Annotated in this window: 19 protein-coding genes; 13 read left to right on the top strand and 6 right to left on the bottom strand. The window is 46.9% G+C overall.

What is annotated here, in order from left to right; all coding sequences use genetic code 11:
• Positions 1 to 692 precede the first annotated feature (692 nt).
• The 6 genes from IPL17_RS01515 to IPL17_RS01490 all read right to left on the bottom strand — a co-directional run bounded on the left by IPL17_RS01515 (position 693) and on the right by IPL17_RS01490 (position 8,049).
• Positions 693 to 1,787 (bottom strand): glycoside hydrolase family 15 protein, encoded by a 1,095-nt coding sequence (locus IPL17_RS01515; protein ID WP_345305309.1) that lies wholly within the window; start codon positions 1,785 to 1,787, stop codon positions 693 to 695.
• Positions 1,780 to 3,372, bottom strand: coding sequence for a glycoside hydrolase family 66 protein (locus tag IPL17_RS01510; RefSeq protein ID WP_345305308.1), 1,593 nt, complete (start codon positions 3,370 to 3,372; stop codon positions 1,780 to 1,782). Before IPL17_RS01510 ends, IPL17_RS01515 begins: the two co-directional genes overlap by 8 nt.
• Position 3,373: 1 nt before the next feature.
• Positions 3,374 to 4,210, bottom strand: a complete 837-nt coding sequence (locus IPL17_RS01505; RefSeq protein ID WP_345305307.1) for a carbohydrate ABC transporter permease — start codon at positions 4,208 to 4,210, stop codon at positions 3,374 to 3,376.
• 453 nt (positions 4,211 to 4,663) lie between these two features.
• Positions 4,664 to 5,356: a sugar ABC transporter permease gene (locus IPL17_RS01500; protein ID WP_345305306.1), complete on the bottom strand. Its 693-nt coding sequence runs from the start codon at positions 5,354 to 5,356 to the stop codon at positions 4,664 to 4,666.
• A 39-nt stretch (positions 5,357 to 5,395) separates the two neighbouring features.
• Positions 5,396 to 6,718, bottom strand: a complete 1,323-nt coding sequence (locus IPL17_RS01495; protein ID WP_345305305.1) for an extracellular solute-binding protein — start codon at positions 6,716 to 6,718, stop codon at positions 5,396 to 5,398.
• 119 nt (positions 6,719 to 6,837) lie between these two features.
• On the bottom strand, positions 6,838 to 8,049 hold the full coding sequence (locus tag IPL17_RS01490; protein ID WP_345305304.1) for an ROK family transcriptional regulator: 1,212 nt from the start codon (positions 8,047 to 8,049) through the stop codon (positions 6,838 to 6,840).
• Positions 8,050 to 8,542: 493 nt separating this feature from the next.
• On the opposite strand from IPL17_RS01490, the gene IPL17_RS01485 reads away from it, so the two are divergent.
• From IPL17_RS01485 to IPL17_RS01425, 13 genes are all read left to right on the top strand, one after another.
• Positions 8,543 to 8,911, top strand: coding sequence for a diguanylate cyclase (locus tag IPL17_RS01485; protein WP_345305303.1), 369 nt, complete (start codon positions 8,543 to 8,545; stop codon positions 8,909 to 8,911).
• Complete coding sequence (locus IPL17_RS01480; RefSeq protein WP_345305302.1) at positions 8,908 to 9,270, top strand: GGDEF domain-containing protein; 363 nt, start codon at positions 8,908 to 8,910, stop codon at positions 9,268 to 9,270. Before IPL17_RS01485 ends, IPL17_RS01480 begins: the two co-directional genes overlap by 4 nt.
• A gap of 55 nt (positions 9,271 to 9,325) precedes the next feature.
• Entirely contained in the window at positions 9,326 to 11,122 is a 1,797-nt protein-coding gene (locus IPL17_RS01475) for a response regulator (protein ID WP_345305301.1), read from the top strand.
• On the top strand, positions 11,119 to 12,960 hold the full coding sequence (locus IPL17_RS01470) for a PAS domain S-box protein (RefSeq protein ID WP_345305300.1): 1,842 nt from the start codon (positions 11,119 to 11,121) through the stop codon (positions 12,958 to 12,960). The genes IPL17_RS01475 and IPL17_RS01470 overlap by 4 nt, the downstream gene beginning before the upstream one ends.
• Before the next feature lie 6 nt (positions 12,961 to 12,966).
• Positions 12,967 to 13,512 (top strand): response regulator transcription factor, encoded by a 546-nt coding sequence (locus tag IPL17_RS01465; protein ID WP_345305299.1) that lies wholly within the window; start codon positions 12,967 to 12,969, stop codon positions 13,510 to 13,512.
• Positions 13,439 to 13,609 (top strand): LuxR C-terminal-related transcriptional regulator, encoded by a 171-nt coding sequence (locus IPL17_RS01460; protein ID WP_345305298.1) that lies wholly within the window; start codon positions 13,439 to 13,441, stop codon positions 13,607 to 13,609. Before IPL17_RS01465 ends, IPL17_RS01460 begins: the two co-directional genes overlap by 74 nt.
• A 452-nt stretch (positions 13,610 to 14,061) precedes the next feature.
• Complete coding sequence (locus IPL17_RS01455) at positions 14,062 to 14,427, top strand: hypothetical protein (protein ID WP_345305297.1); 366 nt, start codon at positions 14,062 to 14,064, stop codon at positions 14,425 to 14,427.
• Positions 14,428 to 14,773: 346 nt separating this feature from the next.
• Positions 14,774 to 15,403, top strand: coding sequence for a response regulator transcription factor (locus IPL17_RS01450; RefSeq protein WP_345305296.1), 630 nt, complete (start codon positions 14,774 to 14,776; stop codon positions 15,401 to 15,403).
• Positions 15,400 to 15,765, top strand: a complete 366-nt coding sequence (locus IPL17_RS01445) for a response regulator (RefSeq protein WP_345305295.1) — start codon at positions 15,400 to 15,402, stop codon at positions 15,763 to 15,765. Before IPL17_RS01450 ends, IPL17_RS01445 begins: the two co-directional genes overlap by 4 nt.
• 209 nt (positions 15,766 to 15,974) lie before the next feature.
• Positions 15,975 to 20,540 (top strand): PAS domain S-box protein, encoded by a 4,566-nt coding sequence (locus IPL17_RS01440; protein WP_345305294.1) that lies wholly within the window; start codon positions 15,975 to 15,977, stop codon positions 20,538 to 20,540.
• Between the two features lie 27 nt (positions 20,541 to 20,567).
• Positions 20,568 to 23,246: a PAS domain S-box protein gene (locus tag IPL17_RS01435; protein WP_345305293.1), complete on the top strand. Its 2,679-nt coding sequence runs from the start codon at positions 20,568 to 20,570 to the stop codon at positions 23,244 to 23,246.
• 482 nt (positions 23,247 to 23,728) lie between these two features.
• Positions 23,729 to 24,745 carry an endonuclease/exonuclease/phosphatase family protein gene (locus IPL17_RS01430; protein ID WP_345305292.1) on the top strand — a complete coding sequence of 339 codons (1,017 nt, stop codon included), beginning with the start codon at positions 23,729 to 23,731 and terminating at the stop codon, positions 24,743 to 24,745.
• Between the two features lie 485 nt (positions 24,746 to 25,230).
• Positions 25,231 to 26,268 (top strand): efflux RND transporter periplasmic adaptor subunit, encoded by a 1,038-nt coding sequence (locus tag IPL17_RS01425; RefSeq protein ID WP_345305291.1) that lies wholly within the window; start codon positions 25,231 to 25,233, stop codon positions 26,266 to 26,268.
• Positions 26,269 to 26,327: the final 59 nt, after the last annotated feature.

The raw sequence follows: 26,327 nt of genomic DNA, 5'->3' as shown, positions 1-26,327 counted from the left end.
AAAATGCGAATCCACCCTGCGCAATCCTACAACGCATTTTCCTAATCAGTTTGGTCGGTAACACCCAAATCACAATACCGTTTTGTTTCATCAAGAATTCCAAACAGTTCATGCGATTGACCTATGTTCAGGAAGTGGGGTGGATAAAATTCCCACGCTATTATCTCGACAACATTTGCCTTATTCAGCGCAGTGTGATTGCAGCGAAGTATTCCCTCATGACTTTCTTGATGGGTAGCACCCTCATGGACGGCAATGCAACCATCGTACTGCTCATTTATCACCGACGATAAAGCCTTTAATGATCACACGATTGAAGATGTTATGCGCGAGACCGACCATTACGAAAATGGCAATTGCTACGTCCCGCACCTGCAATTGCCTCATTCTCAAGCTCGTTTATCCCACTGGAAGTTTGATAGAACGTTTATTACCAAAATCCTATGCCGTCACGGCTAAAGGTTTTGAAATCAAAGTGGCTCTTTTGTTTTCGCTTGCAGTATCAATTTCCTCTGGAATGTAGCAACTTAGGTTATGTATGGAAATAATTAAGGCTTTTCCCAATAGACTGGGCGGATGACGTTAGAAGTAGTCATGCCAAACACACGGACAACCCTATTAGGCATTTCGTGTATCTTAATATTAAAACTTGATTATTACGTGTTATCTCTCGGGATTTACAACAGGATATTTTATACGGGCCGAGTCCTAACCTGCAAAATTATATATTTGGCATGTGACCATAATAATGGGGAAGCGATCTCACCCCAGCGATCCATCCAGGTTGAAAAATAAGTGGGGAAATTAAGATTTTCAGAGATCTGCTCGGGTAAAAATAACATGTCTGCCCTTGATTCAATCCATGTCTGGCAGGTCTGTATTTTTTGTTTGAGCCCTGCTTCCAGGTCAGGACGCGCCACTGATAATTCCGCGTAGTACCAGCCCAGCCAGGCGGTCAGCAGGATCCAGGCTCCACCGCCGTAGTAAGAATCCTTGGCGTAACGGTGAAGACCTCCACCGTGCAGGATGGTCGCTTCAATCTGTTCCACTGTTTTGAGCATGATCGGGTCATCAGGAGCTACAACACCATATGGGACTGCCAACGCCAGCAGGCTTGCGTCCACAGCAGTTGAATCAGGAAATTTCACAAAGTGGCCGAATTGTTCCGCACCGTCAATCAATTGATCTCGAATGGCATCCGTCACCAATGGATGGCTCTTGCCGGTTAATTCGGAATGTGCCATAAGTCCACCGTAGATCGCGGCAAGCGTGTGCGGATGAACATTGTCTGGGAATTCCTCCCAGCAATCATAGCAGGGGAGTTTCCAGAGTTCGCTCAAATATTCAGCCGCAAGGTCGGCAGCGGATAGCAGCTCCTGTGAAAGCTTTATTCCAGGGGTTTGTTTTTGATGTTCATTGAGCGCCCAAAGCCATGTGCCAAAGCCATCCAGTTGAAAGTTTGGCCAATTGCCGGGTTCACCATCGGTTCCATCCAGTCGATAGCGGGTATGCAGGATATCCGCTTCAGTCAATTTTTCGCCAGCACGCACTTTGAGGATGCTGGCGCGCACCAGATCTCTGCGTTCGTTTATGCGATCAGCCACCCATTGATGAAAACGATGCGCGCTTTCGTGTTGCTCAGCCAGATCCATTGCATAAGCGATGAAAGAGCCATCGCGGAACCAGCAATAGTGATAGGTCGGGAAGTTGGGGCTGGCAATATAGCCACCGCTCTGGGATTGATTTTCAAGAATAATTTCGATGCTGCGTTGATATAAGTCATTCATGGATAACAACCAATCCTGTGAAATGAATTTGAGGAATATCGAAAGTCAACACTCCGTCCGAGTATTCAAAATTTATAATTTGTGTTCCTTCAAGCTGTTCGGGACAATCCCAGATGACTTTAGAAGGCGAGTGCTGCATTTGAATTTTGACTTCAACATTCTGGCGTAGTGTTGGCGCGGGATGAACCACATCCCATTGTTGATGGAGATCGAGATTGGAAAAATTAACCATATGAAGGATCAGCAGGTTTGGTTGACGCCTCAACAAGGTCAAAATGGTTTCGTCAATGGATATGAATTTGGGATTTAATTCGCCATTTGACCATGCTTCCTTCTCAGCTGCTGACAATGTATAGGGTCTTAGCCATTCTCCATTGCGGACAGCGAAATCCGCAAGCACTCTCAAGTTTGAACACAAGTCTTCTGAGAGCTCTTCATGCTTGGGGAAGTAGGGATCGGACAGCAGTTGCGCATCCTCGCCCAATTCAATACGCGTACCGCCGCAGGCCAAGATGACCGCGTCTGCCAAAAGATTATTCGCCGGGCGATCGGCCGGCAGATAATGGGCGATCACAACCGCCTTGCCGTGGGATAAGCGAACCGCGTTTACTACGATCTCAGCAAGGCGGCGATACTCGAGATCAGGCGGCCAGATCTCAATATACATGAAGTCAACTGCCGATTCCGCCAGGGTTTCGATCGGCCAGTTGCCGACCGCGTTGAACAGGATCGTTTTATCAGCATGTTGATCAGAAGCAGATTGGATGAAATCAGCAAATGCGCGCGGCAGATCCACACTCTCGTGCTCAGCATTCCATGCTTTTTTGGGGTCACCGTACTGGTCAATATGTAATCCATCAAAGGAAATGCCTTTCAATGTATTGGCACCTTCCTTCAAAAGGTGATGACTCCAGGAACTGCCGGCTGATGGATCCATCAGGCCGAGGAAATTCTCCCCAAAGGCAATGGGCTTGCCTGCTTCATCAAACAGCGCCCAATCAGGATGCGCGCGCCAAAAATCAGCGGAGGCTGCATAGATTGCGAGATACGGCATGGCCGCCATGCCATGTTTGTGGGCGGCGTCCACCAATTTCCGAACGATGCCCAGCGACATGGCACGTCCGAGCGGGTCGATATATTCTTCGGTGGAAGCCAGTAGTTGATCGTGACGATATTGCCAGTCGTAGAACTGCAGCCCGTTTATATGGAAAGGCATCAGTTTTCTAAGAGCAGCGTCAGGATCTGAGCGGGACGTGTTAAAGTCTGAGAGAAATCCGTAGCGGGGAAAATCGGTCCAACTCCTAAGTACATCGAAGGCTGTGGATGCTTGAATGTCAGGATCGATCAACAGCCGGGCCGAATACCCCGCAGGTGTGTTAGGAGGGTTCCAATCAACTTGAATTGTTTGAGAACCAGATTTTGTTTGACATTGATGTTCGAGAACGATGAATTGTTCGGTTAGGTGTTGTATGAAAATTCGAAGTGAGAGGTTTTTGGGAGCAGGAGCTTCAATTTCAATGAACAACGTGACAATTTCGCCGGGGGAATAACTTCCCTGCGAGGGATAAAAATCAACGATACGCATATTAACCTTTTAGACCGGTCGTGGAGATGCCCTGCACAAAATGGCGCTGGAAAATAATGAAAATAATCAATACCGGGACAAGTGCAACCAATGAGGCTGCAAAGACCTGTCCCCATTCGGTCAGGTGTTCGCTTTGAAAAAGTGCAATGGCGATGGGCAGGGTTCGCTGACTGGAATTCTTAATGGCAACATTGGCCCAGGCGAATTCCTCCCAGCTATAAAGAAAGGTATTTATGATCACCACTGAGATGCCGGGCCATGAAAGGGGCAGGATGATGCGCCAGAAAATAGTCCACGGGCTGCCGCCATCGATCAGGGCTGCTTCCTCAAGATCGCGTGGTACATTTTCAAAAACGCCACGCAGCAGGAAGGTCTGCATGGAGATGTTCATCGCGGTGTAGACCAGGATCAGACCCGTATGGTTGAACAGATTCAGCCACTTTGCAACAATGAATTGCGGGATGATGAGCATGACCGGTGGAACCATCATGCCGAGCAGGAAAATATAAAATAAGGTTTCCTTGCCGCGAAAATGCAGGCGGGCAAAAACAAAAGCCAGCATGGAGGAGATCAGCACGGTCAGCAGCGTGCTGATGACCGCCACTTTGGCGCTGTTTAGAAAATACAAGCCGAACTTGTCCTTGCCAAGCGCTGCAATGTAGTTCTTTAATGTCCAGACCTGCGGCCACATACGCGGGGGAAGTTCGAAGATCATCGTTTGGGGTTTGAACGAGGTGATGATCATATACCAGATGGGGAGGAGCACGAGTCCCAATCCCAGGGTCAGGACTGTGAGTTTGACAACTTTATCAAAATTCAGCTGTGATTTTCTGTTCATCAGAGTCCGCTGGACCCCTTGCCTTATCAATTGGGAGGAATACCGCCTTCTTTTGAATTGGTTTCAATTTTCAATTTAAGCCTCTGTATAATTTTGGTAAGGCACTCCATTTTTTGCAACAGCAATTAGCTGATTGAGAATGAAGGTTGCAGAGAATAATCGTTCTTTGCATTAATCTCGGCGTCAAAAGTGTAAAACTTTTGTAACTTCGAGCCAGTCCTTTGTACTGGCGGGGCGTAACGTATTGATCTCAACCTAAGGGTAGGGATAGCCTCCGCTTTAGGCGTAGGTTGTTTACACTAGTCTGCCCGTTCTCATCAAACGAAGTTCGACAGACTGATGACGAAACCAACCTGTCAACAAATAGCTGATGGCCGCGCCCAGCCAAAGTCAAGTCCGGTGGCTTGGTACCGAGCAATGGCGCGTCAGATCAGTGGATCTCCAACTTGGTCATTAATTGAAATGGAACGCCGTCAACCCGCCGACACTCAACCACCACCAGAACGTGGTGCGGGGAATAGCCTGGGAATCAGCGCCGTCAACCAGGAAAATGATCGCAGCCCAACCGATCCCTTTCCAGATGTCGAGCAGAATAATGGGAACGAGTGTCAGGTATTCATCGGCGAACCAGAGGATGTCCTTGGGGATAAGGTGCAGGAAATCCTTGAGGACATAATTCACCAGGCCGGCCTGACCGTTGAACATATATTCAAACAGCAGGCTGACAATTACCCAGGAGGTGATCACCGGCAGGTAGTATGCCACGCGGAAGAAGGTCCGCCCTGGCAGCTGTTGGTTAAGTAGCAAGGCCACGGAGAGCCCCAGGATCATTTTTACGATCACGGTGATGACCGTGTATGCGAGCGTATTCAGGACTGCGCGTTGAAAGATTGGATCGGATAATGCGTGTTGATAATTTTCAAATCCCACAAAAATGGATCGTTCCGGGTGAACGATCTTCCATTCGAAGAAGCTGATCCGCAGGGAATAGGCCATTGGGCCAAGAAAGAACAAGGCAAACAGGATCAACCCGGGCAGCAGGAAGATCAATGCTGGAATGATGTCGGAATGGCGGCTTTTGTTGCGCATGGTTGGGAAGGCTGCGGACGGGTGGATACCGCCCGCAGCATTTCTGGTTCCGGTCAAGCCCTCGATAGAGCAAGGACTTGACGATGATAATCTATTTTACTTTCCGAGCAGGGCATCGATCTCAGTAGCAGCCTGATCGAGTGCTTCCTGAGGAGTCTGGTCGCCTTTCAACATGCGTTGGTAGGCATTGTTGATGGCGTTGTCCATATCAGACCACTTGGGATGTGGAACGCGCGCCTGGGCGGTCTTCAATTGTTCCTGGAAGACGGCAAAGTATGCAGGCATGGCAGGATCTCCAACCAGGGAAGCGAGGGTTGGCATTTGACCCACTGCGGCCATCATCTTCTGAGCATCCGGGCTAAGCAGGTAGGCTGCCCACTTCATGGCGGCTTCCTGGTTTTGTGAATCTGCAAGTACAACCACATCTTCTCCACCGACGACTGAACTGGTGGTTCCCTGAGGGCCGCTGGGGACGGGGGCAAAGTTGACTTCAAAGTTTGGATAGTTGCCTTTGTAAATATCGACCATCCAGGGACCGTCAATGATCATGGCATAGGTGCCTTCGGCATGGCCGGCGTCGGTTGCAATACCACCGCCAAGCAGGTTCGGGGACAAGCAGCCTTGATCGTATAGATCCTTGAGCATGGTGAAGGCTGCGACGCTATCAGCGCCATTCACGTAACCGGTGGCTGTGGTGATCTTCTCGTCTGTGATCTTGCCGCCCATGGCATAGAAGACAGGCGCGGGAGCCCAGAAATATGTGCCGCCTTCAGCATAGCCGTACGTTTTCTTGGTTGCATCAGTCAGCTGACAAGCCGCTGCTGCAAATTCTTCCATTGTAGTCGGGGCGGCAGTGAGACCAGCCGCTTCGAATACACTCTTGTTCCAGAGCAGTACCTGGGTGTTGGTATCCAGGGGCATACCGTAATAGTGATCCTGCCAGACGTTTGTGGATAACGGGCCGGGGAAAGTGTCTGCAATGATGGCTTCGAAATCAGGAAGATTCCCATCCAGCTGGGTGAGCGCGCCCTGGTCGGCAAATTCAGAAACCCAGGCAATATCAAGACGGGCGACATCCGGAACTGCACCGCTAGAAATCGCGGTGAGAAGTGCGGTTTTGTAATCACTGTAGGCATAGCGGGTCGACTCGACTGTGATGCCAGAATTGGCGGCTTCGAACGCCGCGATAACCTGGTCCAATTGAGCAGCTTCAGCATCGCTGTGAGTGTGCCAGTATTGAAGGGTGACAGGTTCTACAACTGGCGCTTCAGTCGGGGCTTCAGTAGCAACAACGAGGGCTTCGGTCACTGCTACGGCCGCTGATTCTGTTGGGGTTGCAGCAGGTGCGCAGGCTGCCAGGATGGTAGCCGTGATGATGATCAAACTAAAAATCAGGATTGCGATACGATTGGATTTCATTTCTCTATTTCTCCTTGTTGGTTTGAGTTTTGAGGACTGTCAGATTATGAAGTTATGTTTGTCAGATGGCTTGTGCCTCCTACTTTATTCGCTGAGTAAAATAACTCAGGGCAAAAAAATTACACGGTTGCTGCCGTCGGGGTCTGTTTATGGATGGGTGACTCAAATAATTCACGCAGCACCAGACCCGCTGCACCACGTGCCCAGACATCGTCACCCCACGGGATAATTTCAACGATCTTCGGATCAAATAATCCAGGCATGGTGTTTTGCTGGATGGACTCCTTCATGGAAATGAAAAGATAGTCGCCTTCGCGGGTTCCCTCTCCGCTGATGATGATCTTCTTTGGGTTGAACAGGTTGATCAGATTTGCAATTGCGATCCCGAGAATGCTGCCGGCTTTTTTGAAAATCTTTATTGCAGATGTGTCGCCACTTTGAGCCAGCTGCAGTAATTCCTCAATCGTCTCGACTTTCACGGAGAGATGTCCACGTTCATATTCTTCATTGGCTGCACGGACCAAGCCAGGATCGCCCACATACGCCTCCAGGCATCCGTGTTTACCGCAGGCACACAAGGGTCCCTTCGGGTCAATGGTGGTGTGCCCCAATTCACCGGCGCCCCCGTTCTGGCCGCGATAGAACTGTCCGTTCACAACAATTCCCAGACCGACTCCACGTCCGACAGTGACGGTCAGGAAATTGTCCACGCCCTGCCCAGGACCGAACCATCTTTCGGTAAGCGTCAGTGTGTTCACATCGTTTTCAATATAAATAGGAACATTCAATTTGCTTTGCAGCATCTGACGGAGAGGGACGTTGTCCCAGCCGTAGATGGGGGATTGGCGCAGGATGCCTTCATCCGCATCCACGATACCTGCCAGGCCGACACCCACGCCCAGCAATTGTTTTTTTGATATTTTTTGTTCGCGGATGAACGTGGTAACCATGTGTGCCAGATCCTCTACGACCCGTATCGGGTTGTGGCCGGAGAGCGGCATGGATGCTTTTGCGATCACGGTAGCTTCCAGGTCGGTTAGTGCGCATACGGCATTGGTCTCGGTTAGTTTTATCCCAACCACATATCCACCCTTTGGATTAATGACCAGCAAAATGGGAGGACGTCCGCCACTGGAATCCCCGGCAGACTTTTCAAAGACGAGGTTCTGGGAGATCAACTTCGCGGAGATGGACGTGACTGTAGCCGGGCTCAGTCCTGTGCGGCGCGCGATGTCAGCCCTTCCAATCGGGCCATACGCCTTGATCGCATTCAAGACGTGTGAGCGGTTGATTGCTCTGATTAGTTCGCGGTTTCCAGTAGGGTGGGTCATATTGACTAACTTTATTCAGTGAATAAAGTTAGTCAGATTATATCCTTGTTACCCAACTTGTCAAGTGCATTGCAAGGAGCGATCATGGCTTTTCCAAGGTCAGGAAATTTTATGCTTTGGCTTCGTATGGGAACCGAAAATTCGCCAATTAGCCCTTTTATTCAGATGACGCCGCGAGTCTTAATTCTTGTCAAGCGACCTTGGAATAACCATGGAGGAGCGATGAATATCCAATAGAAACATTCATTATGTTGCCAATTCCTGCCTTGTGCTGGCTATTAGTTCATCCACCCAGATTTGAGCGATAAACGAGAGTTGCAACGTTGTTTACTCTCATTTTATAAATTCTCAGGTATAGTAAAATGGCTCAAATCCTTCTCCACTAAAAGAGCGGATTAAACTCTGGAAAAAATTTACCACTTGGTTCTATTCATCGATTTACTTTCAGATTAAAAGTGCAACCATGTAGATTTGTTGTGGAAAATTCGTTGCTGTGCCAAGAACTGATCGCTCTAAAATGGCAAGTCAAGCTATTTCAATTGAAAACGCCCTTTCCTACAAAAGGTCAGGTATCGATTCAAGACATTGGAGTTCCGCATCGATTTCTCCAATTTTTGATCCGAAAGGAAATATTACCCACTTTGTGGCTGTGAACGAAGATATTACTGTCTGCAAAGCGACTGAAGATAAGATCCGATCTTTAAATACAGAACTGGAAAAATTGGCAGCAACAGATTATTTGACAAACTTACCCAATCGCCGGTTTTTCATGCAACGGGGCGTGGAAGAATTCAAACGCGCCGTTCGAAACAGTCATCCACTTGCCTTATTGATGCTTGACATTGACGAGTTTAAAAAGTGAATGATACCTATGGACATGAAGTCGGGGATATGGCTCTTCAGCAATTTGCAGTAACCCTGAAATCTGCTTTGCGTGAAATTGATATTCTTGGAAGAATGGGTGGTGAGGAATTTGCGGTGCTCCTGCCTGATACATCCCTGGAAGATGCCTTCCTATCAGCTGAAAGAGTAAGGGAGGTCATCGCAAATACAACTTTTGAAAAGATGGGGAAGACATTATCTGTTACCACATCTATCGGAGTGGCATCTCAATTGGAAGATATGTCAGGAATTGACGAGTTGCTCAGTAATGCAGACTCTGCTCTATATCAGGCAAAGAATGGTGGGCACAATCGTGTTGTGAAGTTCGAGAATATTTGATCAAAGAGGAATATGACTAATTTTGGTTTGGCTCTCGAACAAGAGGAGTACCACCATGAAACCTGGAGATAATATCCTCAAAATCCTGAAAACCATCCTTGTCACCATAGCGCTTATCTTGATCGCATCTGCCTTGCGCGTGTGGCCATTGCACCCTCTTGGGATTCGTGTTCCCTGGCTGACATACTATCCTGCGGTAATTCTTTCTGCCCTCTACGGCGGGCTTTTTGCCGGTTTATTCGGAACAACCCTGGCCAGTCTGGTTATTCTATATATGTGGCCGTTCCTGACGGCTGTTCCCTTTATCAATGATTCTGCGGACTGGCTGGGTGTGGCAGTTTTTTACATCACTTGTTCAATGATTTCTGGAATATCAGAGTCGATGCACAGGGCTCAATTACGCGCTAAAAGAGCTCAGGAACAAGCCGAGACAGCCAACCGCGCCAAGAGTATCTTCCTTGCAAATATGAGTCATGAACTGCGCACCCCTTTGAACGCTGTACTTGGGTTTTCGAGACTGATGCGCGCAGAGCCGAATGTAGCCCTCGAACAAGCTGCAAAACTCGATATTATTATCCGCAGCGGGGAGCATCTCTTGAATTTGATCAATAACATTCTGGATATTTCAAAGATCGAGGCTGGCCGTGTGGTACTGGAAGAATCCGATACCGATCTCCACCAATTACTGCATGAAATGCAATCGTTGATGTATGTTAAAGCGGTCGAGAAAAACTTAACATTCGAAGTTGTTCCCCCCCCGAACCTGCCGCATTTTGCGAGAGTAGATTCCATAAAACTACGGCAAATATTGATTAACCTTCTTGGAAATGCCATAAAGTTTACCGAACATGGAAGTGTAACCCTGCGAGCCGGTCTATCTGAAGGCAAAACAAACAAAGATGGCGCAATTGGTGATTCAAATCGGTCAATTATCCGTTTTGAAGTTGAAGACACTGGCAGTGGGATTCAATTTCAAGACCGCCAGCGTATTTTTGAGTCATTTGAACAATTGACCAACCAGCCAGGTTCTGAAACCGGAACTGGTTTGGGATTGACGATCAGTAGACAATACGCGCAAATCATGGGTGGGAAAATCGGTGTGACAGATAGAAGTGTGAAGGAACAAGGGTCCGTCTTTTATCTGGAAATTCCAGTGACCAATATTACAGGGAAAGAAATTCAAGTTGACCATAATCCTGGACGCGTAATTGGAGTTGCGGAAGGACAGCCGAGATATCGCCTCTTAATCGCCGAAGATCAGCCTGAGAACCGTCTGCTCCTGCATTCCCTTTTGGAGCCGTTGGGTTTTGAGCTGCGTGACGCGGTCACTGGACAGGAAGCAGTAGCGCTCTTTGAGGAATGGCATCCTGATCTAATTTGGATGGATATTCGTATGCCGATAATGAATGGGTTGGAAGCAACAAAAAGGATCCGGGCAACTGAAGGAATTTCCCGCAGTACCCCTATTGTTGCACTAACTGCGCATGCGCTGGAGGACGAGCGCCGCGAAATCCTTTCAGCGGGTTGCAATGATTTTATTCGCAAGCCTTACAGGGAAAGTGAAATATACAATGTGCTAGAAAAACACCTGCGACTACGCTTCCTGTACTCTCAAGATCTTGTTGCTGTGGATCATAAATTTGAAAAAATAAATGCAGATGATCTGCGAAAACTGCCCTTGAATTTGGTCGAAGAGTTAAAGCGGTCTGTCGAGTTATTGGACAGCCAGCGCTGTTTAAGTACAATCAAGCTTATTGCTGAGATAGATCCCCGTGTTGGAGATCAACTGCAGCACATGCTGGAAAAATTTCAATATCAGGAACTTCTTTCAATACTGGATAATATGCCATGAATCCCATTCCAATCCCTGCAGACGATTTTTCAACTGACAAGTCTTTTGATATTCTGGTTGTAGATGACTCACCGGCCAACCTCAATTTGTTGGTGAATATTCTGGGTGAAGCCGGATACAAGGTACGTCCGGCCAACAGCGGCGAACTTGCCCTTAGAAGTGTTCAAGCCAAACAGCCAAGTCTGATCCTGCTCGACATCAAGATGCCGGGATTGGATGGATATGAAGTTTGCCAAAAGCTAAAAGAGGATGAAAAGACGCGAGCCATACCTGTGATTTTCATCAGCGCCCTTGAAAGCGAATTTGATCGAATTAAGAGCTTCAAATTGGGAGGCGTGGACTACATCACCAAACCATTCCACTCTGAGGAGATCCTGGTTCGTGTCGGCACTCACATCAAGCTGCGGCGTACCCTGATGGACTTGGAAACTGCCGCGAAAGACTACCGAATGCTGGCAGAGAACTCCCCCGATCTGATCGCGCGATTTGATACAGGGCTTCGGCATTTATATGTCAACGCGGCAGCGGCAAAGGCCGGGAATTTGCGAGCCAGTGATTATATTGGCCTCTCGATTGCAGAGACTGGTGTTCCTGAGGCAACTGCGGCAGTTTGGGAAGAACGCATCCGAAAGGTTATTGATATCGGCGAAACGCTGGATGTGGTGGACTCCTTTTCCACCCCGGAAGGTATCCGGTATTTCCACACAAGTTTCGTGCCGGAATTTACCCAGGATGGCAGGGTTGGATCGGTATTATCGGTGGCCCGCGATATTACCAACAGCAAGCAGATGGAAGATGCACTACGCGAGAGTGAGGAGAAATATCATCAACTCTTTGAAAACAGCCTCGACGCGGTCATGCTCACGAAAGTTGACGGCAGTATTGATGCGGCAAACCCGGCTGCCTGCCAAATGTTTGGATTGACCGAGATGGAAATCAAACAGGCTGGGCGAGGTGGCCTGATAGACAGATCAGACCCACGTTTGGTAAAAGCCTTGCAAGAACGTGCCCTGAAGGGAAAATTTAAAGGTGAACTCACAGGGATACACAAAAACGGTTCCAAATTCCCAGTTGAAATAACCTCTTCAACTTTCGCTGACAAAAATGGCACTATGCGAACGAGCATGGTGATTCGTGACATATCAATACGGATCCAGGCGGAGAAGGATCTCCAGTCTGCATTCGAACAACTGCGATTAATTTCCTCCCGTCTGGCTGAATTGCAGGAAAGCGAGCGGCGGGAAATTGCCAAGGAACTTCATGACCGGGTTGGCCAGAGCCTGACCGCTCTGGGAATCAGCTTGAATATAATAAGAAAATTTGTGGAGCGGGATGGGTTGACTAAGATATCTCCGCGCTTCGACTCCGCCCTTAACTTAGTGGCTGAAATCACCGCAGAAATCCGAACCGTAATGTCTAATTTATATCCTCCGGTCTTGGAGGATTATGGCTTGACCGCCACCTTGAAATGGTACACAGAAAATTTACAGCAACACACTGGATTACAGATCCAGGTTTTCGGAGAAGAAATTCACCCCAAGCTATCATCTTCCGTGGCTATGGCTCTCTTTCGTATTGCCCAGGAAGCCTTGACAAACGTAATCAAGCATGCCGCTACGAATTACGCGATTGTGAGGCTTGAAGAAAAATCCGACGAGGTCGTTCTTACGATCGAAGACAAAGGACGGGGGTTTGATCCTTTGAATATTACAACCCGCGAGAATCCCCACTGGGGAGTAATCACCATGCAGGAACGAGCTAGGGCTGTTGGTGGCTTTTTTGAGATCAGCAGCAATCCAAACAATGGCACAATTGTTTGTGCGAGAATACCAAGGTAAATTGATATGAAGATAAAAGTATTGTTGGCCGACGACCACACCATTGTACGGGACGGTCTGCGAGCGTTGCTTGAGAACGAAATGGACATTGAAATAATAGGCAGTGTAGCCAATGGACGGGAGGCGCTCTTGAAATCCCTGGAGTTGAAACCCGATGTTGTAGTGATGGACATTGCCATGCCTGAGCTTAATGGAATTGACGCTGCTGAACAAATTCGCCTGGGAACTCCCAAGACCCAGGTGGTGATCCTCTCGATCCATTCAACAGCGGAGCACATTTATCGTGCCTTTCGTGCTGGAGCATTGGGTTATTTATTGAAGGAATCCGCTGGGAGTGAATTAATAGACGCGATCCATGCGGTGCATAAAGGTCGTCGCTACCTGACCCAGAGAATTGCAGACACCGTCATGGATAGTTATATGCTTCAACATTCCAAAAGCCCGCTGGAAGAACTAAGCCTGCGAGAACGCGAGGGTTTTGCAGCTTGTTGCGGAAGGTTTGCCTTCCGCCGAAATCTCGGTTCGATTATCCCTGTCTTTGCGTACGGTTGAGACCTATCGCTCGCGGATAATGCATAAATTAAACTTACATGATTTATCAAGCCTGATCCGTTTTGCCATCGAAAATGGGTTGGCCACTCTGAAATGATTGCGTGTGAAATTTATATCATTAACGTGATGACATTTTTTCTGTAACGAATCAATTTCTTGTAACAGGAAGAGGGAGAGCCTCTGAATTCAAAACCAGAAGCTCTCCCTCTTTTGCTGCAGAGGGCTTGCTGTAGTAATTGCACTACAGGATTTGTCGTACTCTGCCTGACAGCCTTATCCGAAATCCCTGTTCTAATCAAACCAGAATAGCTCTTCCAGATCCAGTATTTTTCTGACTTGCCTCTGTATCATGAAAAGATTGATGCAGTTAGAGCCATGTAAATTGTCGAGATTGGAGAATAATTAGGAAGAATAATAAACGATGGCCTTCGGCAGTCCTGGTACCTGAAACGAATTCTCCTGCTGTGTAACAAAATGAAGTATTGAAGAGTCAATTGCGCGATTTGGTTGAAATCACCGTGCAATATTTCTGTAACTGGCAGGGAAAAAATGAACCTAATCCAAGAAAACGACCTGGAATCTCCAAATTTACATCAACGAAAAGCTGTTGTCTTAAATGGCGTTGAGATATTTATTAGCGACAATGAAGAATGTGCCAATAAATTCTTGGATTTTATAGAGCAGGTGGTTTACCTACTTGAATTAAATCTGCACACTAATGGGGGTGCAATTGAGTTGAAGGTTGTCATTGATTGTGCTTTAAACAAACCACCCTACAAAACAGTTTTCTTGAGCGGTTTATTTGATCAAGAAACAGAATATAAAATCCTCAAAGCCATCCAAGAATCAACCGATATGCTGGTTGGGTGTGACTTTGGAAAAGCGATTGCTAGAATTACTATTACTAACAATTAACTATTTATCTTCTAATGAAGAATATTTTATTTTAAAGGTAGGCAAGAACCACGTGTGGATTAGAAATGTCATGATAGGTGGGTTCTTCAAAAATATTTCCAGAAAGAATAGCGGACTCATTGATGAATGTTCAACCCATTTGGGGGTCCGTTCTTATCACTAGCTTCGTGATTTTAGGAACTCATCCTGAATATCTCTAATAATTTGTAGTAATCCCACATCAAAACTGTCGTACTATAACTGACAGCCTTTTCTGTAATCGCTGGTCTACTCAGGCTGGATAACTATTTCAACAATGTTTAAAAACCCATGCTAAAGAAATCAGATACGAGTGGAGTATCACATCATGAAACAAACTTGTATAGTAGTGGAAGACAAAGAAGAATTGCGACATCTGTTAAATGATTGGCTACAGAGTTCATTCCCAAGCATCGAATTTTTTGAATCTTCAAATGGTGAAGAAGCAGTGCAGCTTGCTTTACTCTACAAACCCACGATTGTGTTGATGGATGTCAGCCTGCCCGGTATCAGTGGAATAACGGCGACCCGTTTGATAAAACGGGTGTTGCCGCAGACCAAAATAATCATGCATACAATTCATGACGAAAAAGCCTATCACGACGATGCTGACGCTGCTGGGGCGGATGGTTATATTACCAAGAGCAAGACCCAAACCGACCTGCTCCCTCTTTTGCAGAAATTATTTGACAGTTGCTGCAATCAGGAAGAGATCTATCTCGAAACAAGGCCACGTACAATTGATCAGATAGCCAACAGGAAAATTTACTCTGCGGTCAATATCCAGGCAATTAAGGATGAATTATGGCATGCACTCGAATTGTTGGACGAACCTCGTTCGCAAAACGCCATCAACCAACTATCAGAATTCGATTCAGATTTAGGCAGTCTATTACAGGGCATGCTGGAAAACCTTGATTATCAAGAACTCCTTTCATTACTGGAAAAGATGAGATGACTTGGCGCCTTATGTCGGCATTTGATTCTTTGAATCAGTCTCCATTTGATATTCTTGTTGTGGATGATTCCCATGCCAGTCTTAAATTATTGGTTAGTATTTTGGGAAAAGCCGGGTATCGGGTTTGTCCGGCAAATAGCGGTGAACTTGCCTTGAGAAGTGTTCAGGCGAAACTGCCGAGTCTGATCTTATTGGATATCAAGATGCCAGGCCTTGACGGTTATGAGGTCTGTATGAGGCTCAAGGCGGACGAGAAGACCCGTTCCATTCCTGTGGTTTTCACCAGCGCTTTGGACAATGAAGCTGACCATGTCAAAGGTTTTGAAGTAGGTGGAGAGATCAGGCATGGTCACCACCCGTGATATCAGCGACAAACATGGAACATTGATTGTCGCCAAAGGAACGATCATCACTGATCAGGTAAAAACTGAATAATTACTTCCGATCGCAGGCGATTATTACGCCGATATTTATAGAGAGTGTCTTTTGGTCAAAATAAATTTCCTTGTGGAAAATTTGTTTTCCAATCATGAAATCTTGATTCACAGGGCTTTGTTGGCAAGTATCCAATATGCATAATCAAACTTCGCATATCTTGATCGTAGATGATAACCTTGACATGCTTGTATCAGTCAGTGATATCTTAAGAATAAAAGGTTATCAGCCGCTCTCCGTACTAACAGGCGGGGCTGCGCTTGATCAGATTGACAAAAAGCAGATCGCAGTGGCACTGATCGATCTGCATCTCGGGGATATGGATGGGTTGGATGTATTACTTGGCATCAAAATGAAATCGCCGGAGACAGAGTGCATTTTATTGACGGGCCTCGCCTCCCAGAAATCAGCTATCGAGGCGGTTCAGAAGGGCGCATTCGGTTATTTTCAAAAGCCTTTTGATATGGATCAAGTTCTGCTTTCAATTCACCAGGCGGAACAAAAAAATAAAGCGGCTGTAGCCTTGCGAGAAAGCGAAGAACGCTATCGTCGATTATTTGAAGATTCCCCTATCGCGATACGGGAGGAGGATTTTTCAGAAGTTATCCACGCCTTGAATCTCTTGAAAATAAAAGGCATTACCGACTATCGCGAATACCTCACCTTGCATCCCGATGAAGCCATGGCCTGCGGTGCAGGTATTAAAGTGATCGACGTGAATAAGGCTGGCTTAAGATTGTTTGGAGCAGGTAACCAGAATGACATCTCGTTAAACTTTATCAAACTGCTTGGGGACAGACCTCTGGAATATATTATCGAGTGTCTGGTTGCGATCTGCAATGGTCAGAATGAGTTTAGCTGGGAAGGTACTAATTGCACTCTGACAGGCAGGCGGATAAATGTACAAGTCAACTGGTATATCTCTAGTGGGCATGAAGAAACGCTGTCAAGGGTAATTGTCTCAATCCTGGATATTACCCTGCGCAAACAGACGGAAGAAAAATTAAGACAAAATTTATCTTTGCTTAGAATGGCGGAAGAAGCAGCGAAGATGGGCGGATGGAGTGTGGATCTCGAACAGAACCGCGTTACCTGGTCTGATCAAGTTGCCGCCATTCATGAAACCCCCTTTGGTTTTTCGCCTTTGGTGGAGGAAGGCATCAATTTCTACGCCCCTGAATGGCGTGAAAAAATCACCAGGGTTTTTAGCGATTGCGCGCAAAAGGGAATCCCATACAACGAAGAAATGGAGATCATCACTGCCAAAGGGAAGCGGGTTTGGGTGCAAACAATGGGGGAAGCAGTCAGGAATGATCAAGGCAAAATATACAAGGTACAAGGGGCGTTCCAGGATATTACAGAACGCAAACAGGCGGCCGAGGCATTGCGATTAAGTGAGTCTCAACTTGATCTATTCTTTGCTCAGTCAATTGATGGTTTCTTTTTTATGATGTTGGATAAACCCATCCGCTGGGATGATTCGGTGGACAAGGACCAGCAGCTTGATTATGTATTTTCTCATCAGCTTGTCACAAAGGTGAATGATGCCATGCTGGCCCAATACGGGGCAACGCGCGAGCAATATCTGGGACTTACGCCGAATATATTTTTTGCCCATGATATCGAATACGGGAAACGAGTGTGGCGGGAATTTTTTGATAAAGGGCATTTGCATGTCGATACTGACGAGCGCAAGTTCGATGGGACTCCCATCTGGATAGAGGGAGACTACATCTGTTTGTATGATTACCAGGGTCGCATTACAGGACATTTTGGCATCCAGCGTGACATCACAGGGCGAAAACAGTCAGAAGAAGCGCTGCAAGAGAAGCAAATGCAGCTTCAAGCGATCATGGATTATTCGCCGCTGCTGATTTCCATCAAGGATGTAAATGGGAATATTATGCTGGCAAATCGCAGTTTTGAGGTGCTGGATGCGCCTCCGTTAAATGAATTCGTGGGCAAAAACGTTTTTGATGTCTTCCCAGCAGATATTGCCGAGCAGCTGTGGAATAATGATCTGGCCGCCTTGCACGGCGGCACTCCGGTTCATGCAGAAGAGGTTGTCAGCCATAAGGATGGCAGCTTGCATACCTATTTAACGGTCAAGTTTCCAATTTACCTGAATTCAGATCAACCCTTTGGAATTTGCGCCATTTCCAATGACATCACCGAGCGCAAGCAGGCGGAACATCAATTACTTCTTCAAGGCGCCGCGTTGGAAGTTTCTGCTAACGCGATTGTCATCGCGGACCGCGAAGGCATAATTCAATGGGCCAACCCTGCATTCACGAAGTTGACCGGGTATACGATTCCACACGAGGTATTTGGACGTAATCCCCGTGACCTGGTCAAATCAGGCAAACAGGATCAGCGATTTTATAAGAAGCTTTGGGAAACCATATTGTCCGGCAACCCCTGGCACGGCGAACTTGTAAATCGCCGCAAGGACGGCACCTTCTACAACGAAGAGATGACAATTACGCCTTTAATGAAATCCGGGGGCGAGATCTCTCATTTCATTGCGATTAAGCAGGATATAACAGAACGCAAACAGGCGGAAGGTTTAATCGAGGCACGCCTGCGCCTGATCGAATTCGCCGCCAACCATTCCGTGGACGAATTGCTTGTAAAAACTTTGGATGAAGTCTGCGAAATTACAGACAGCCCGATCGGCTTCTATCATTTTGTAGAGGCAGATCAGAAAACACTCACATTACAAGCCTGGTCCACGCGTACCATGCAAGAGTACTGCAAAATTGAAGGAAAGGGATTGCATTACGACATGGATCTGGCCGGAGTATGGGTAGACTGTCTTCGCCAAAGACAACCCGTTGTTCATAATGATTATTCCGAGCTTCCTCATCGCCGGGGACTGCCTCAAGGCCATGCCGAACTTGTGCGCGAACTGGTAGTGCCCATTTTTCGTGAAGGCTTAATTGTAGCCATACTTGGGATTGGAAATAAAACACAAAACTATGCTGAAAAGGATGTTGAAATTGTGTCTTATTTTGCCGATATAGCCTGGGAGATTTCCGAGCGAAAGCAGGCTGAAGTGGCCATTCATCAGCGCGTGATGGAACTGGAAACCCTCAATCGTATCTCACATAGCCTGCGTTCCATTTCGAAACAGGAGGAATTGCTGGCCACCGTCCTGGATGAAGCGCTGGCCATCCTGAATACCGAACATGGTTCCATAGAACTGAAAAATAAAAGCACAAACAATTTGGAAAAAATAATTACACGCGGCTGGCCCTCCCAGGTGGTTGAGCCACCTCTCAACAGCCGTGAAGGAATTGCCGGGAAAGTATTCACCAGCGGCGAGCATTATGTATCCCGCAATTTTGCAAGCGATCCCGAGACCAGGCTCGCATCACGCAACTTAATTCCAGAAAACTGGGGCGGTATTTGTTTGCCGATAAGAACCACGCAGCAGGTCTTGGGCGTCATGATCGTTTCTGTGCCAGGCGGGCGCGAACTCAACAACAATGAAATTCGTTTGCTCTCGATCTTGTCAGAAATGACCGGCGCAGCGCTGCAACGCATGCAATTATACGAACAGACTGTACACAGGCTTGAACAGTTAAATGGATTGCGCGCTGTGGACGAAGCAATTGCCAGCAGCCGTGACATGCATGTAACCCTTAATATATTATTGTCACACACCATTTCCCAGTTGAATGTGGATGCGGCTGACGTACTCCTGCTTCACCCAGGATCAAACTTGTTGGAATTGGTGGCTGGCCGCGGATTCCATACACTTCTGTTCGAGAATATCAATGTGAGCGACAGCATGGCAGGGCGTGCCATCATCGAGCACCGCTCGATCATCTCAGTAAACATGGATTCCGCCGTATTGCAAAAATATCCCCAATTTATAAAATTATGGGAAGAGGAAGGCTTTGCCAGCTACTGGTGCGTGCCTTTGATCGTAAAAGGGGAAGTCAAAGGTGTTCTCGAAGCCTATCGCCGCAAAGTATTTACTCCCGATGACGAATGGCTGAGTTTTCTTGAAGCGCTGGCTGGGCAGGCGGCAATTACCATTGATAACACCCAATTATTTGAGAACCTGCAACGCTCCAACCAGGACTTAAGCCTCGCCTATGACGCCACGATCGAAGGCTGGTCGCGGGCGTTGGATCTACGGGACCATGAAACTGAAGGACATACCCAGCGCGTTACAGACCTGACTTTGAAGCTCGCGCGGGCAATGCGAATTAATAATTCTCAGCTGACGGCGATTCGACGCGGCGCGCTCCTGCATGATATCGGCAAGATGGGCGTACCGGATTCCATCCTGCTCAAGGAGGGAAAATTAACTGATGACGAGTGGTCAAGGATGCGTCAACACCCTCAACTTGCATACAATATGCTGGCTCCCATCGCCTACTTGAATGACTCACTCGATATCCCATTTTGCCATCACGAAAGATGGGATGGCAGCGGATATCCGCGTGGTTTGCAAGGAGAAGACATTCCACTCACTGCACGCCTCTTTGCTGTTGTGGACGTATGGGACGCTTTGATCACTGACCGCCGCTATCGGCTGGCCTGGTCAAAGGAAAAGGCTTTGGAGTATATCCTCGGGCAAAGTGGAATAAGTTTTGACCCGCAGGTGGTACAGGCATTTTTTACGATCCTCTCACCTGACACCGATCGTGTGAATCAGGATCCAAACAGATTGATAGAACATAACAAATGACTGATATACAGAAGCAGGATAAAAAATATGACAAATAATTTTGCCGATCACAAAAAGACACAGACAGAGAAAGTTGATCCCGACTCCGCCCTGCGAATTCTTTCATTTGCGATTGAGCAGAGTCCTGTGACCACAGTCATCACTGACTTGAGTGGGAATATCGTCTTTGTGAATCCCAAGTTTACTGAAACCACGGGGTATACCCTGGAAGAGGCTATTGGTAAGAATCCAAGGATCTTAAATACTGGCCATACCCCGAGTTCGGAGTACGCAGTCTTGTGGAACACAATTCTTTCCGGGCAGAACTGGCATGGGATATTTCAAAATAAGAAGAAGAACGGCGAGCTGTATTGGGAGTCTGCTGTCATATCCCCGGTCAAGGATAGGGATGGCAATATTACCCATTTCCTTGCTGTGAAAGAGGATATCACCGAGCGCAAGCGGATAGAAGACGAATTGAAAGAAAACGCATCCGAATTGGAAATCTTCAATCAGCAGCTTGAAAAAGCAATTGCCCAGGCCAATGAAATGGCTGTTCAAGCTGTACAAGCAGAGGCAATGATTCGTGAAAGGGAGAATGATCTTAACGAAGCCCAGCGTTTGGCTCATGTCGGCAGTTGGCGATATGATTTTGCGACTGGCAAAACAACCTGGTCTCTTGAAATGTTCCGCATCTTCGGGAGAGACCCTTCGCATGGCGTCCCATCCTGGTATGAGATGAGAAGAAATATCCATTCTGATGACTGGCAGAGCTTTATTAGCGCATTGCGCGGTGCGACAACAGATGGAAAATCTTACGAATTGGAGATCCGCGCCAAATACACAGATGGAAGTATCCTCTGGTTATTATTGAACGGGGGGAAAGCTCCAGAGGAATCCCGATGGGTCTCCGGCACAATTCAGGACATCACTGCCCGAAAGCGAGCGGAGGAGGTCCTGCGCGAAAGTGAAGTACGGTTTAAGAGTGCCTTTCAATACTCTGCAATTGGCATGGCGTTAATTTCACCACAAGGCAATTGGTTAAAAGTCAATTCCAGAATTTGTGAGATCGTCGGATATTCCGAAGTTGAGCTTCTAACCAAAACATTTCAGGATATTACCCATCCTGACGATTTGACTGCAGATCTGGAACAAGTACGCCAGGTGTTGGCTGGGGAAATTGAATCTTATAAAATGGAAAAAAGATATATACATAAAAAGGGGCATTTTGTCTGGGTACTACTGGCTGTTTCACTTGTCAAAGATGGGGATGGCGCTCCCCTATATTTTATTTCTCAAATAGAGGATATCACTGAACGCAAGCGGACAGAGAAATTTTCCGAGGTGCTTTATGAAATATCCAAGGCTGTATATCTGACCGCCAATGTGAATGAGTTATTTAAGAGCATACACAACATCCTGTTAGAGGTCATCGCGGGAAACAATTTTTACATCGCGCTGCTGACGAATAACGGAAGAACTTTAAGCTTCCCATATTCCAAAGACGAAATTGATCATGGCGACTGGCCGAACATCGATGTGGATGACTCACAATCCCTGACTGCGGAAGTCTTGAATTTAAAACAATCACTATTTCTGAACGAAACACAGCTCCATGACCGTTATATGAAAGGCTGGGATAAAGTCACATTGGGAACCAGACCGAAATGCTGGCTGGGTATCCCATTGCTGATCAAAGGGGAAGCAATTGGAATCATGGCAATTCAAGATTATCACAATAGCGCAGCCTATTCTCAGGAAGATATCGCTTTACTGGAATTGGCTGCCTCACAGATCGCGATCGCAGTTGAACGCAAGAAGTCCGATGATGCACTGCGCACGAGCGAGGAGCGCTACCGAGCTGTGTTCGATTCAGCCAGCGACGCCATCATCAGCGCCGATGGTGCGGGAAATATTGTGGATTGGAATCTTGGCGCAGAACGAATATTTGGCTACTCGGAAATTGAAGTGCATGGTCAGCCAATTACGATGCTGTTGCCAGAGCGTTACCAGGCAGGACATCTGACCGGCATGGCGCGTATTCAAGCCAACGGGGAAAAGCACGTGATCGGGAAAACTGTTGAATTGGAAGGGCGGCGAAGCGACGGCTGTGAATTTCCTCTGGAAATTTCCCTTTCTGAATGGCAGGTGGATGGCAAGACCGCTTTTGCCGCTGTGATCCGTGACATCACCGAGCGCAAACGCCTAAAAGAAGCCCTGCAACAACAGGCCTCCACAGATGAACTCACTGGAATATTCAACCGCCGTCATTTTCAACATCTGGCACACAGCGAACTCAAACGCGCAGCCCGCCAAAAACATCCGCTGGCAATTGTTTTGATTGATATTGATCATTTCAAGGCTGTCAACGATACGCTTGGACATGCAGCGGGTGACCAGGTGCTTTTGGCTTTTACGAAAATCTGCCAGAGAAATATCCGTGAAATAGATGTATTTGCGAGGTTCGGCGGGGATGAGTTTGCGTTACTTTTACCGGAAACCAATCCTCAACAAGCATTTATAGTGGTTGAACGGATCCGCATGGCAATCACAGCACAATCGATTGATCTTGACGGCAACCTGGTCTCGATCAGCATTAGCTCAGGCATCAGCAATTTATCGGATGAAGATGAAACCTTCGACAATCTCCTGAGCCAGGCTGATCAAGCCTTATATCGCGCCAAAGAAACAGGCCGTAATAATGTCGTTCAATATATTGAATTGTAAGGACTATCTCGTTACAAACCGACAGCTGTCCTGACTGGTTATATCATCCCTAGATGTGAAAAAAATACTATGGAACATGTTGTTGCCTACCCTAACCACTATTGATGAATTGGATCATTTTGTATACGGTCTTGATAAATAGAAGTCAAAAGCCACCATTCTATTTATAACGGAAAACTGCCATTCCTAATTTGGATGGAATGCATATTCCTGCAATTCCAGTAGAAGTCCCTGTTTAGAAGGTGTGATAAAAAACTGTGTCAAATAAAGTGGAAATAACGACTTAAGTCTTGTGCTATTTTTTGAAAATCCGCTGGATATGACGATTGCAGTATCTCCTCACGCGAGCCGATAAGCAGGCGACATTAACCGCTTCGTGGAAAGGGAAATGATTCAGGATTGAAATAACGGTGTGAAAAGCATATACTAATTCAAACATATCCGATCTGTTGTTTTCGCAAAAAAAATGGAGGATAAAACCCATGCCAGAATATAAGAATATTGATAATACAACTGTAGAAGGCAGGCGCACTGCTGAAAGGCTGTTGACGCTGAAGTTTGAGTTGGATAAAGTCATCCCTGCGAAGACGGTTGACCCGACACTCCTATTGGCGACATGGAATCTGCGCGAGTTCGGCGGAACCAAATCGGGTGGTCGGGAGGATGAGCCGCTCCTCTATATCGCGGAGATCATGTCACGGTTTGACATCATTGCTGTTCAGGAAGTACGCGACAATCTGGATGCTCTCGATCAATTGATGGGTAACCTTGGCAGTTGGTGGAAGTATCTTGTCTCGGATGTTACCCTGGGGGAGCAGGGTAACAACGAACGCCACGCTTATATCTATGATACGCGCAAGATCTCCTTTGGCGGGATGGCGGGGGAACTGGTGCCTGAGATGAAAAAGGAAGGCGGTGTCCTAAAATCTGATTTCGCTTTTTCTCGCACCCCATATGTTGCGGGTTTTAAGGCGGGCTGGTTTAAATTCACACTCTGCACTCAACACTTCTATTATGGTGAGGACAAAGCTGACGATCCGCAACGCCTTCAGGAAGCAAAGGCCATTGTTCAGCTGCTAAAGAAACGCATGAAAGCCAGGGATGCCTGGGCGAATAACACCATTTTGCTGGGCGACTTCAATATCTTTTCCACAAACGATGAAACTTTTAAAGCAATTGAAATGGAAATGTTTGAAATTCCCGCAAAACTCAAAGGCACGTACACGAATGCCATTCAAGACAAGCCCTTTGATCAGATCGCTTTTCTGGCACGTGATGTCCAAGCCCAATTAGGGCTTGCAAGGGCAGGCACTTTCCCATTCTTTGATCATGTCTACCGCGACGCGGATTGGCAAACTTATCAGCCGCAGGCAACGCTGAATAAATACAAACAATGGCGCACTTTCAAAATGTCCGATCATCTGCCGCTCTGGGTTGAATTATTTGTGGACTTTGGAGATGCCTACCTTGAGAAGAAGATGAAAACGCCCGCTGGATAACCCGCAAATACAAAGTCAAGCAAACGTCATTATGCAGGTAATCCCCCACGGGATTAGCGAACAACATCCCGTGGAAAGGCAACTGTTGGCTGCACATCATCGCATGAGAATTCTCTGCGATTTGCGTCTCCTTGGATAATCCGGCAATCTCGGTTCGTTACAGAATGTTATGGTTTCAAGGTACATTTAATTTCACCCATGACCTTGTCGGGAACAATGCCCGGTAGTTGAATTTAGAAAACTGACTTTCTTGAGTCAGTTTTTTTATTTTTGATAATTGTACAAGGGGGATTAACTTTGGCGGATCCGTGGCGTGTAACATTTTGACATACTAACGACAATGACTTGATGGAATGGAGAATTAAATTAACCATCCTTGCTCAATTGTCATATCTTTGATTCGACCTGTTGTCTTCTGTTTGCAACTAATTTTACTTGTGCTCGTAAATCAACCAGAAATCATACATTCATGAAGGATAAACAAGATGAAACATATAAAATTAATAACCTTGACGCTCCTTGCCTTGACCATTATCGCTGCATGCAGTTCAACGCCGTCTGCCACCCCACAGGCCACTCAGATCCCAGTAGTAATTGCAGACGATACCACCATCGCTGAAGGACGCGTTGAGCCCGTTCAGTATGCCGAAATCGCTTTCAATACCAGCGGGATTGTTAGTGAAATATTGGTAAAGGAAGGCCAGGTAGTGGAAAAAGGCCGGCCATTGATCCGTCTTGGGAATGGATCGGATACAAATTATGCCACTGCACAACTTGAACTCGCCAGTGCTCAGAAGGCGTGGGATGACCTGCAAAATTCAAGAAACGCCGACTTTGCCCAGGCGGTCATTACATTGAAGAACGCCCAAGAAGCAAGTGAAGAAGCGTATCAATATCTCATATATTTAAAAACTGATAAACAGATCCCGCAGAACGAAATCCAAAGGGTTTTGAGAAACACACCTTTTGGATATCAATATGAATCCAGGAAAACCAAAGGCTTTAAAGGACCCGCGCCACAGGACTGGATCATTGAAGCCGAGAACGACCTTGCATTGAAAAAAGCTGAGCTTGAAAAAGCACAACTTACCTATGACCGTCTCAAGGATGGCCCGGATGCGGAACAACTCCCGTTGCTCGAAGCGCGCCTCAATGCCGCGAAAGCCGGTGTTGAGGCTTTCGCGGTGGTTGCCCCGTTCGATGGTATGGTGGCTGAATTAACCGCAAAGATGGGCAGCTCGATTAATGCCGGCGAAACCGCTGTAACCATCTCAGACTTCTCAAGCTGGATCATTAAGACCAGGGATGTGACTGAGATCGATGTTGTCAAGTTAAAAGAAAGCCAGCCTGTCATCGTTAAATTTGATGCCATACCTGGCAAGGAATTCAAAGGTAATGTACTCTCCATTGGCGAAAATTTCTCTGAAAATCAAGGAGATGTAGTTTATGAAGTCACGATCTTATTGGCAGATACGGATCCAGCCATACGCTGGGGCATGACTGCTGTAGTCACGTTCAGATAATCACAAAAAAATTCAGGATGAACTTCTCTTGAGTTCGTCATTATTAGAAAGAGACCATC

Source organism: Candidatus Villigracilis saccharophilus (genome assembly GCF_016711665.1).
This window is presented reverse-complemented; position numbering and strand designations above follow the sequence as displayed.

Excerpts from the sequence above, each read along its gene's own strand:
- IPL17_RS01475 (WP_345305301.1), top strand. The coding sequence starts at position 9,326 with ATGAAACCTGGAGATAATATCCTCAAAATCCTGAAAACCATCCTTGTC.
- IPL17_RS01470 (WP_345305300.1), top strand. The coding sequence starts at position 11,119 with ATGAATCCCATTCCAATCCCTGCAGACGATTTTTCAACTGACAAGTCT.
- IPL17_RS01495 (WP_345305305.1), bottom strand. The coding sequence starts at position 6,718 with ATGAAATCCAATCGTATCGCAATCCTGATTTTTAGTTTGATCATCATC.
- IPL17_RS01440 (WP_345305294.1), top strand. The coding sequence starts at position 15,975 with ATGCATAATCAAACTTCGCATATCTTGATCGTAGATGATAACCTTGAC.
- IPL17_RS01445 (WP_345305295.1), top strand. The coding sequence starts at position 15,400 with ATGACTTGGCGCCTTATGTCGGCATTTGATTCTTTGAATCAGTCTCCA.
- IPL17_RS01515 (WP_345305309.1), bottom strand. The coding sequence starts at position 1,787 with ATGAATGACTTATATCAACGCAGCATCGAAATTATTCTTGAAAATCAA.
- IPL17_RS01510 (WP_345305308.1), bottom strand. The coding sequence starts at position 3,372 with ATGCGTATCGTTGATTTTTATCCCTCGCAGGGAAGTTATTCCCCCGGC.
- IPL17_RS01425 (WP_345305291.1), top strand. The coding sequence starts at position 25,231 with ATGAAACATATAAAATTAATAACCTTGACGCTCCTTGCCTTGACCATT.
- IPL17_RS01490 (WP_345305304.1), bottom strand. The coding sequence starts at position 8,049 with ATGACCCACCCTACTGGAAACCGCGAACTAATCAGAGCAATCAACCGC.
- IPL17_RS01435 (WP_345305293.1), top strand. The coding sequence starts at position 20,568 with ATGACAAATAATTTTGCCGATCACAAAAAGACACAGACAGAGAAAGTT.
- IPL17_RS01455 (WP_345305297.1), top strand. The coding sequence starts at position 14,062 with ATGAACCTAATCCAAGAAAACGACCTGGAATCTCCAAATTTACATCAA.
- IPL17_RS01465 (WP_345305299.1), top strand. The coding sequence starts at position 12,967 with ATGAAGATAAAAGTATTGTTGGCCGACGACCACACCATTGTACGGGAC.
- IPL17_RS01505 (WP_345305307.1), bottom strand. The coding sequence starts at position 4,210 with ATGAACAGAAAATCACAGCTGAATTTTGATAAAGTTGTCAAACTCACA.
- IPL17_RS01430 (WP_345305292.1), top strand. The coding sequence starts at position 23,729 with ATGCCAGAATATAAGAATATTGATAATACAACTGTAGAAGGCAGGCGC.
- IPL17_RS01450 (WP_345305296.1), top strand. The coding sequence starts at position 14,774 with ATGAAACAAACTTGTATAGTAGTGGAAGACAAAGAAGAATTGCGACAT.